This window comes from Clostridium sp. CX1 (genome assembly GCF_025398335.1).
GTDB classification, from domain to species: Bacteria; Bacillota; Clostridia; order Clostridiales; family Clostridiaceae; genus Clostridium_AM; species Clostridium_AM tanneri.
Genome location: NZ_JAODOO010000026.1, coordinates 23,324 through 33,167 on the forward strand (window position 1 = coordinate 23,324; position 9,844 = coordinate 33,167).

Sequence of the window (9,844 nt, forward strand, 5' to 3'; positions counted from 1 at the left end):
CAAACTCATTTCTTTAAAGAAACGCTTAGTTTAAAAAAATATACTTTTCAAAATTGTATTGCCTATCCTTGCAAAGTAGCATGAATTTTGATATAAACTTTTCTCCTGGGTTTGCTCTTCCTGTTAATATTCTATATACAGTTGTTGAATTAACAGATATTTCATTTGCAAATAACTTATAGTTTCCTTGAAAATCATTTTTAATTAGACTTTCTAATTCTTTAATATTAATCTTCAAATTACAACCTCCATTTCTTTCAAGCGTTTCTTTAATGCAATTATACCACTGCCATTTCACCAATGCAACACTTTTTTAATAACTTTTTCAAAAATTATTGCATTAACGCAATAATAAAAATACAATATATTTAGGGGTGATTTTTATATGGAAACTGAGTTGATACGGCTTTTAAAACTTGCTCAAGGTGACAGATCCTTAAATGCTTTTGCACGACATGCCGATGTTAGCCCTGGTAATTTATCAAGAATTATGAAGGGTCAAAAGCCCAGTCCGGAAGTTCTTAAAAAGCTAGCAAGTAAAGCTCATAATGATATTAGTTACGAACAGCTTATGATAGCTGCTGAATATATAGATACTAACTTACCAATTTCAGAAGAGTTGAAAAAAAATAATGATACTTTAAATAGCAACGAATCATCAAGTATAGATGAAAAATACCCCATAGTAACCGACGTAGAGAAAGCCATGGAAGTTATAATGTCCCAGCAAGGGCTTATGCTAAAGGGTGAACTTCTTACTGATGAAGATAAAATAATACTTGCCAACTCTATTCAGAACGGGTTTAAATTAGCTGAAGAGCTGAGAAAAAAGAGAAAAGAAAAGATGGAGGATAAATAAGTGACATAATTTTTAAGTGGGTGAGAATAATGAAAGATATTGTTAATGGGTTATTAAAAAAATATGGCACTAATGACCCTTTTGAACTATGTACATACTTAGATATACAAATTATAAAAGAAGACCTAGGAAGACAGATTTATGGATACTTACAGAGAATAGATGATTTTATAATAGTTCACATAAATAATAGTATTCCTTACCCTCTTCAAAGGTATTGTTGTGCTCACGAATTAGGACATGCTTTACTTCAACCAGATTTATCAATTGGGTTCTTTATTGAAAATCCTCTTCTGGTAAAGAATAAGGCAGAGATAGAGGCAGATAGGTTTGCAGCTGAACTTCTTATAGATGTTAAGGATATCGACAAACATTTTTTTGAAAGCATGAGTGTTAGTCAGATGAGTTCATATTTTGAAGTTCCAGATGAATTAATAGAATATAAATTTAACATAAAGTAACTCAAATATTAATTTGAGGTTTTTTATTACCTTTTTTAGAAATATATAACATAAATGTATTTTACTGTTGAACAATGTCATGATTTGTATAATTCAACCTTAAGAACATTCACTATAGCTTAAGAAACTTTGAATATATGAGGGGAAGTAGCAAATTTAATATACCAATAATAAGAACATTATAGCGACTGAAAATTAGATACTTGAAACAAAAATTACTTTAACCCAATTATAAATCAATAAAGAGCTGTAATTAAAGACCAATAAGCTTATGACATGATGTAGGGTCAAAGGGTGTTTTCATACGTAAGGGGTAAGAGCTGATTCTCGAACTTAATGGTTTCAGAAGCTTTTCGTATAAATTAATATAATAATGAATTATACATTAGTTAAAAGCTAAACCACATTAGAATAATTAGAATAATTTTGATATATAAGTGAGGAAACTTAATGAAAAATCGTAATATCAAAAAAAACTTAAATTCTACTTCAAAGTTTAATCGCTTGTCTTTAGTAATTTCAATATTATCATTGATAACTACAATAGGTCTATCTATATATACAATTAAACATACAGAAAATCTTAAATCTAAGCAAAGTGCTAATGTATTATATATGGATATACAAAATTATGGGTTAAAAACATATTCTGAATTAAACTTATATGAACTTAAAATTAGAAACTTAGATGATCCAAATAATAAAGATCATATAAAAGTTGGTGTCTCTCTATCAGATTCTAAATTAATTAATAACTACTATGTTTACCTAGCCGACTTAGTAAACGTAATAAGTCAAGAAGACTATAATAATATAACCGACTTATATAATCACTTTGATATTGTAATAAAAGCAGAACAAGATTTTGAAAATGAAAAAGATTCAAAACAAAGAAACTTCAAAGAAAAATTTTATTTTATGTCTTTACAAAGTATGAAGAAAGAATTTTCTCGTAAAGAAATATTAGAAAGCGTAGAACACCTAGGTAAAATAGCAGATATAAAGAGTAATGTTATTAATCATATATACAAATAACGTAATTGATAATGTTTTTGAATTGTGTAAAATAAATAATTCTTTTTCGACTTGAATTAGTAACAATTATTTTTATATTATGATGTAATTTTCATATATTGTAGAACTTGATACTACACTTTACAGTTTATTCAACAAATTCAAGTGTACAAGTTTATGTTGTGTTTTTATATGTTAGAGGTGATTATATTGAAGAATAAAAATAAACAGTTTACCAAGATAGTAAATGAAGTTAGTACCAAAACTAGTGAAGCTATAAAACAGTTCTCTAATCTTGATTTAGTTTTAGAAGTTGATGATATTAATAATGATTCAGAATATGACCTATCATTAAGGCTAAAATCTATATCTAAGAATAGTTATCTTAATGAAACCCTCGGAACCGAAATAGCAGAGGTAATGAAGAAAAACATGTATTATTACTTTAATGAAATTGAATACATTACCAAGCGTATGCTAGACAACTTTATTGAGGATAGTTCACTAGGGCTTTTATTTAATAATGTAGATCTGTCCCACCCCGATAACCATGATCATATATTTAGATTCGTAAATTTTTTACAGGATATAAGCATTAAAACATATGAAACAACTCCAATAAATCTTGGTATATTTATTATGGAAAATATGCTCAAAATAAATGAAAGATTTGAAGAATTACAAATCGAGTACCTGCCTATTGAACATAAAATATATATTGAGGAGTTAATTAATCAAGAGAAACCTTTGATAAAACTAATTAATAGTAAATCATTTGCCTTAGTTTTAGATAAAGATTTCTATGTCATAGGATTTGCTAGAAAGATAAAAGATAAGAAAAGTATAGAAGACATTGTTTTAAATAATTACTTTGATATTGAATATGAGTTATTTTGCCACTATTCAATGTCTTATATTAAAGACCTAGTTGGTTACAGCTATAAAGAACATATTGACGAAATAACCGAAAAAGTAATTACATCTTCTAAAGATGATGATAACACTTCATGCTTAACTAAAGAAACCTCAGATGCTTTTATTAAACTTTTAGAAAACTATAGAGAGGAGTTTCACAAAAAACTAGAAGACTACTTGAATACTTACAAAAATGAAACATCTGATCATATAAAATATATTAGAATCTGTAGTACAGAAATTCAGTGGTATTTTAATAATAACTATGTTCTTACAATGAAAAATGGTAAGTGGAGACTGAAACACTTTATCCTATTAAGTAGTTATATATTTGAATACTTGCACATTCCAGACATAGCTTTACTTAAAATATTGAATGAGCCAAGTGATTTAGCACAGTATGTTAGTCAAGAAATATATAAAGTTTTCAAACTCATTTCAATCATCAGACAAATGTCAGAACAAAATATTGGTGGACTATTTATAATTCTCAAATCAAATACAGATGATGAAGAATTAAATAAAGCCGATATTTATAACCACATTCCCAAAGATATGATTAAAATAAGTACTACGGCCAACTACTATAAATCTCTTATTTGGGATAAGACAAATAAATGTATGAGTATTGACGAAATTGATAGTTATATACTTTCCCTAGTAGCTGGTGTCGATGGTGCAACAGTACTAGATAACAATTTAAATATACTTACCTATGGTGAGATTGTAAATAACAAAAATGTTGATACCCAAAATAAATCTTTCGGAGCAAGAACTAATGCTGCTATTTCAGCCTCAGTACACGGCTTAGCCATAAAGATATCTGAGGATGGAGATATAGAATTATTTAAGGATAAAAGTTTGATATTCAAGATATAGCTAGATTGTAGGACATACATACTAATATCCATTATTATTATAGCAGTTCCAACAACGATAACATTTATAGGTCATTTATTTATAACATTAATAGGAACACCCTTATTATTTATATAACATTTTTCTTTAAAAAAACTATATCAAAATCGGCAATGTAAGCCAATATTTGAATTCTATAAATAGTGTATAATTATTAGGGATATTTATAAGACTAAAACAATAAAAGTAGATTAATCTTATAATCCATAATAAAGTTAATAGATTATTATTTTTCATGTAATTGAATGCTTAAAGAAAATACATTTCTCAGACCAGTTGGTTTGAGAATTTTTTTGTAGTATTATAATATTGTTACATTTTAACATTATTAAATTAAAATTTTTATAAAATATTGAGGTGATATTATGGATAATACAATAGACCAAAATCTTCAAAACGTAATTAGAGATGAAATCGTAACTAAAAGACAAAAAGTCTTAGTAGATCAAATGAGGATGTCTGTAGGTGAGTTGATGAGCTTATACGAATCTACGGAGTTGAATCTTTCACCTGACTATCAGCGTCTTTTTAGGTGGACAGATGAACAACAAAGTGATTTTATAGAATCTATCTTATTAGGCTATCCTATTCCGCCTATTTTCGTATACCAAAACAAAAATGGAAAATGGGAAGTTGTTGACGGAGTACAAAGGCTATCTACTATATACAGATTTACTGGAATTTTAAATAAAGATAATGACGTTACTGATGCTCAACGTGATAAACCTGATGAACCTTTAGTGTTAACTACTGGAAGAGTTCTTAAAAATATTAATGGTGTCACATGGGAAATTGATGAAGAAAATAAAAAGAGCTTAGATGCTTCCACAAAGTTAGATTTTAGAAGATCAGCTTTAAATATTATAGTTATTCTTGATAAAAATGTAGAAGAAAATACGACTTATGAGGTTTTCCGTAGATTAAATACAGGTGGTAGTAAATTAAGTGACCAAGAAATACGAAACGTCTTAATATTGATGACAAATAAAAATGCATTTAACAGCATGGATCAATATTGTAATAATGAAGCTTATTCTAATCTCTTATCGTTATCTCAAAAGAAAGAGGCATTGGGCTTTAAAATGGAAGTCCTTTCAAGATACATTATTTTAAAATACTATGATATTATGAACTTGGAAAAGTTGTATAAAGATTATAAGTCAAATATAGATATATTTATTGATAACTCCATTCAAAAAATATTAAAGAGTAAGGATATTGACATAAATTCTGATATTGCTAGATTTAATAAGTTAATTGAATTTTTAAGTTCTAACGTAGATTATGATTATAATTTTAGAGTATTTAACTCTGCTGATTCCAAATTTAAAGGTGGATTTAATTGGTTGGTTTTTGAAACAATCATTTGGGGACTACTTATAGATAACAACCTTGAAGATTTAATTTCAAAGTCTAAATCTGAAGTCATAGATGCTATAAAATCAATTGTTACTACAAAAGAGTTCTATGCTAAAAATGGAGTTACTGTTATGAAATCAACTGAGAGAATGATAAGGGCAAGAGATTATGCAAGGGAGTTATTTAGTTTTGGCAGTAACTAAGTCTAGTCTATCTGCAGAGGAGTTTCTTAATGAATTAGATAGAAACTCTTCTTTAAGATTAAAGTACTTAAATGATTTAAATACTTTAGCTCACAATGAATCTCTAGATGTTTCTTGCCGTTTTCACCAAATTAGAAGCAACATCCCAACACTGTACTCTCAGTATGAAGGCTTTGTTAAGAATATGTTTAACCTTATCCCTATATATTTAAATAGTCTTAACAAATCATCAATAAAAATAAAGAATAAGTATTTTTCTTTATTTTTAGGACTAAACATATACTATTTTAGAAACTTAAATAACTTTCTTGATTTTACCCAAAGAATTAATAATTGTGTAGATAATTTTTTAAACAACAATCTAAACTTTTTTGAAAATTATACTCAAGGATCCTTAGTCATTCAGCATGATGAAAACTTTTACGAATTACTATCCTTTTTAGACTTTGAGGAATCTATTGTTAACAAATTCCAAAGCCTTAACTTTAAAATTAGACAATACTATAAACGAAGAAATGATATTATTCATGGATCAATTGATGGGAATGATAGTTCATTCTTTTACTTAAGAGATACTCTAAATGAACAACACTTAGACAAGGTTTTAAATGAGTGGAATGAAGAATATGAATGCATAAAAGAGCTTATTGACTTATTGAGGACTGGCTTCTATAATTGGGTTCAACACTCATATTATGCGGAAAGATCTGTATCTTCTTAAATTAAAAATTCATATCCTAAAGTTTACTATAGCTATTTTTTCATAGCTATAGTAAACTTTATTTATAGAAAGAAAGTTGAGGAGATTACACTAATGAATGAATTTGAACTATATGAGTTATTTGAAAAATCACAAACTAAATATTTATCAACTAAGTCGCGAGAATACCTAAAAAATAACTCTCAGTTTTTTACTCCAATAGATATAGCAAATAAAATGCTAGACTCAATTGATCTAAAATACATTAATTCTTTAGAAGATATTAGAATACTAGAGCCCTCTGCAGGATGTGGGATTTTAATTCTAACAACAGTGCTTTATTTAATAAAAAACACACATATAAAATTTATTAATATTGATGCATATGAAATTAATAGTGATTTATGCTCGATTCTTAGAGATAACCTTTTTAAATTAAAAAGATATATTAAATCTAATACTTCAGTTTCATTAAATACTCGCGTGCATAACGAAAACTTTATTTTAAAAAACTCACAAAAATGGCACTCAACAAAATTAAAAAATGGTTATAATTTAATAATATCCAATCCACCGTTTAAAAAAGTCAATCAAACGTGTGAAGAAGCTGTAGCTTTAAAAGAAGTAGTTTTCGGACAGCCTAACATTTATGCACTTTTTATCGCCTTGTCCTTAAAGCTCCTTATGCCTAATGGTGTGTATACAGTTATTAGTCCAAGAAGTTACTTAATGGGTATGTATAATGAAAAACTCAGAGAATATGCCTTTAATAACTTTTCACTTAAAAGTCTTCATTCTTTTGATAATAGAAATATTTTTAAACTTACAAATCAGGAAGTTATAATATCTACTTTTGTTAATACCAAAGTTGACAATAATATTACTATATCTCATAATGGCAGATTTAAGCATTATAGTACATTAGATAAAATTATATATAATAAAGATAATTATTCTTTACTTATACCTAAAAATAATAATGATATATCGTTATTAGAGCAAATTGAAAACTTTAAATATTCATTGGATGAGTTAGGCATTAGTGTTTCAGTTGGTCCTATAGTGCAGTTTAGAAATGAAAGCTATTTGAGTGATAAATCCTATGAATCCTCTTTTGCACCATTGTTAGTTGGCAAAGATATTTTAGAAAATGAAATTATTTATTATCATAGAGAAAATACAAGAAAAACTCATAATAAGTCTATTAGTGAAAAAGCTAAAAATCTAGTAAAAAACTCAAATTACTTACTGTTAAGAAAGGTAACTGCAAAGGATGATAAAGATCCTATTGTTTCTGCAGTTCTTAAGAAGGATTTTTTTAACCATGAGTTACTAGGTATAGATAACAACCTTTTATATTTTCATAGCAAGGATCCACTAAAGGAACTATCAATTGAAGAATGCTACGGTTTGTTTTGTTACATTAATTCTAATTATTTTAATCAATTATATTCGCTAATTAATGCTAACCATACTATAAATGTCTCAGATTTTAATAATATTAAATTCCCTGGCATAAACTTAATAAAAGAAATGGGGATAAATATAATTGATGCTAATAAATTTGATAAAAATACTTGCTCTAATATTTTAAATAAGTACTGTAATGTGTTATAATTTCATTACAAACTGAAATGATCATTTACAGCCAAGGAATGTAACAAGAACTACAGAAATACTTAATAAAATAGATACATTATCAAAAATCTTGCAGTTATTAAAGGTATAATAGGTAACAGCACTAAAACTTGCAAAATAGACTGAACTTAATAGTTTAGTCTTATTTTTTTAGAAAGGTTGGATGCTTTATGTCTTATTGTTTATACTTAAGAAAATCTAGAGCTGATATGGAAGCAGAGTCCAGAGGTGAAGGTGAAACCTTGGCTAGGCATGAAAGAGTTTTGCTTGACCTTGCGAAACGCTTAAAGCTTAGTATAACGGAAATATATAGAGAAATTGTTTCTGGTGAAACTATTGCAGCTAGGCCTATTATGCAACAACTTCTTTCTCAAGTCGAAAATGGCATATGGGATGGTGTTTTAGTAATGGAAGTTGAACGTTTAGCCCGTGGTGACACCATAGACCAGGGTATAGTTGCACAAACCTTCAAATATTCCAATACTAAGATAATAACTCCAATGAAGATATATGATCCAAATAATGAGTATGATGAAGAATACTTTGAGTTCGGACTTTTCATGAGCCGCAGAGAGTATAAAACTATAAATAGAAGACTTCAACGTGGAAGGGTTCAGTCTGTAAAGGAAGGAAAGTATCTAGGAACTAAACCTCCTTACGGGTATAATAGAAAAAAGCTTGAAGGACAAAAGGGTTATACTTTAGAAACTAATCCCGAACAAGCTGATATTGTAAAGATGATATTTGAACTCTATACTAAAGGTGAGAAACAAGAAAATGGAGAGTATAAAAGATTAGGAGTAGGTCTTATAGTTAGAAAGTTAAATGATATGAGAATCCCTCCACAAAAGGGTGATGTATGGGTTAACTCCACTATTCAAGGGATATTACGTAATCCTGTATACATAGGTAAAATCCGTTGGAACTCTCGTCCTGAAAGAAAGAAGATGGTTGATGGACAAATGGTAAAGGAACGACCTAGAGCAAATTCTGCTGATTGGATACTTGTTGATGGATTACATGAAGCTATAATTGACAATGATACCTTTGGGCTTGCCCAGGAATATCTTGCAAATAATCCTTCAAATCCATGTCCAAAGAATCATAAAGTAACTAATCCTCTTGCTGGACTAATTGTTTGTGGTCTATGTGGACGTAAACTGGTAAGGAGACCATATAGTAAAAAGAATTTGCCTGCTACCATATTATGTCCTGCTACAGCATGCTCTAATGTTAGCTCCCATTTGTCTTTTGTAGAAGATAGATTACTGCAGGCTCTTGAAAATTGGCTAGAAAATTATAAGTTAAAATGGGAAGTAAATGATGAAACTAATAATGATGATATTCAACTAAATGTAAAGAAAAAGGCTCTTAAATCTCTTGATGATGAACTTAAAAACCTTCAAAAACAGATGGAAAATATTCACGATTTACTTGAACAGGGTATATATTCTGTTGATAAATTTTTAGAACGTTCGAAAATTATTAATGATAAAATTAATAAATCTCAACAGGATAAAGAAGCTCTTCTTAATGATCTTAAATTTGAAGAAGTAAAAAATAAAAGCCAAAGGATAATTATTCCTAAAATTGAAAAGGTGCTTGAATTATATAGAGCTACAGATGATCCAGAATTAAAAAATGAATTATTAAAAGAAGTAGTTTCTAAAGCTGTTTATACCAAAACTGCAGATGGCCGCAGAGGTGGCGATATGAGTGACTTTGAACTGGTTCTATATCCTAAATTACCTATAAATATTTAAACTTATAACATTGT

At 28.1% G+C, this 9,844-nt stretch carries 9 protein-coding genes; 8 read left to right on the forward strand and 1 reads right to left on the reverse strand.

Annotated features, from left to right (window positions below):
* Positions 1-25: 25 nt before the first annotated feature.
* Positions 26-238, reverse strand: coding sequence for a hypothetical protein (locus N4T77_RS19030; RefSeq protein ID WP_261673452.1), 213 nt, complete (start codon positions 236-238; stop codon positions 26-28).
* Between the two features lie 147 nt (positions 239-385).
* Between N4T77_RS19030 and N4T77_RS19035 the strand changes: the two genes are divergently transcribed.
* From N4T77_RS19035 to N4T77_RS19070, 8 genes are all read left to right on the forward strand, one after another.
* Positions 386-859 carry a helix-turn-helix transcriptional regulator gene (locus N4T77_RS19035; RefSeq protein ID WP_261673453.1) on the forward strand — a complete coding sequence of 158 codons (474 nt, stop codon included), beginning with the start codon at positions 386-388 and terminating at the stop codon, positions 857-859.
* 29 nt (positions 860-888) lie between these two features.
* Positions 889-1,320: an ImmA/IrrE family metallo-endopeptidase gene (locus N4T77_RS19040; protein ID WP_261673454.1), complete on the forward strand. Its 432-nt coding sequence runs from the start codon at positions 889-891 to the stop codon at positions 1,318-1,320.
* 450 nt (positions 1,321-1,770) lie between these two features.
* Entirely contained in the window at positions 1,771-2,355 is a 585-nt protein-coding gene (locus N4T77_RS19045) for a hypothetical protein (protein WP_261673455.1), read from the forward strand.
* Positions 2,356-2,544: 189 nt separating this feature from the next.
* The gene (locus N4T77_RS19050) at positions 2,545-4,128 is read left to right on the forward strand and encodes a diadenylate cyclase (RefSeq protein ID WP_261673456.1); all 1,584 of its coding nucleotides are present in this window, start codon (positions 2,545-2,547) and stop codon (positions 4,126-4,128) included.
* A 404-nt stretch (positions 4,129-4,532) separates the two neighbouring features.
* Complete coding sequence (locus N4T77_RS19055; protein WP_261673457.1) at positions 4,533-5,729, forward strand: DUF262 domain-containing protein; 1,197 nt, start codon at positions 4,533-4,535, stop codon at positions 5,727-5,729.
* A complete protein-coding gene (locus tag N4T77_RS19060; protein ID WP_261673458.1) occupies positions 5,716-6,450 on the forward strand; it encodes an MAE_28990/MAE_18760 family HEPN-like nuclease in 735 nt (244 codons plus the stop codon). Before N4T77_RS19055 ends, N4T77_RS19060 begins: the two co-directional genes overlap by 14 nt.
* A 93-nt stretch (positions 6,451-6,543) precedes the next feature.
* On the forward strand, positions 6,544-8,046 hold the full coding sequence (locus N4T77_RS19065) for an Eco57I restriction-modification methylase domain-containing protein (RefSeq protein WP_261673459.1): 1,503 nt from the start codon (positions 6,544-6,546) through the stop codon (positions 8,044-8,046).
* Between the two features lie 191 nt (positions 8,047-8,237).
* Entirely contained in the window at positions 8,238-9,830 is a 1,593-nt protein-coding gene (locus N4T77_RS19070) for a recombinase family protein (protein ID WP_261673460.1), read from the forward strand.
* Positions 9,831-9,844 lie beyond the last annotated feature (14 nt).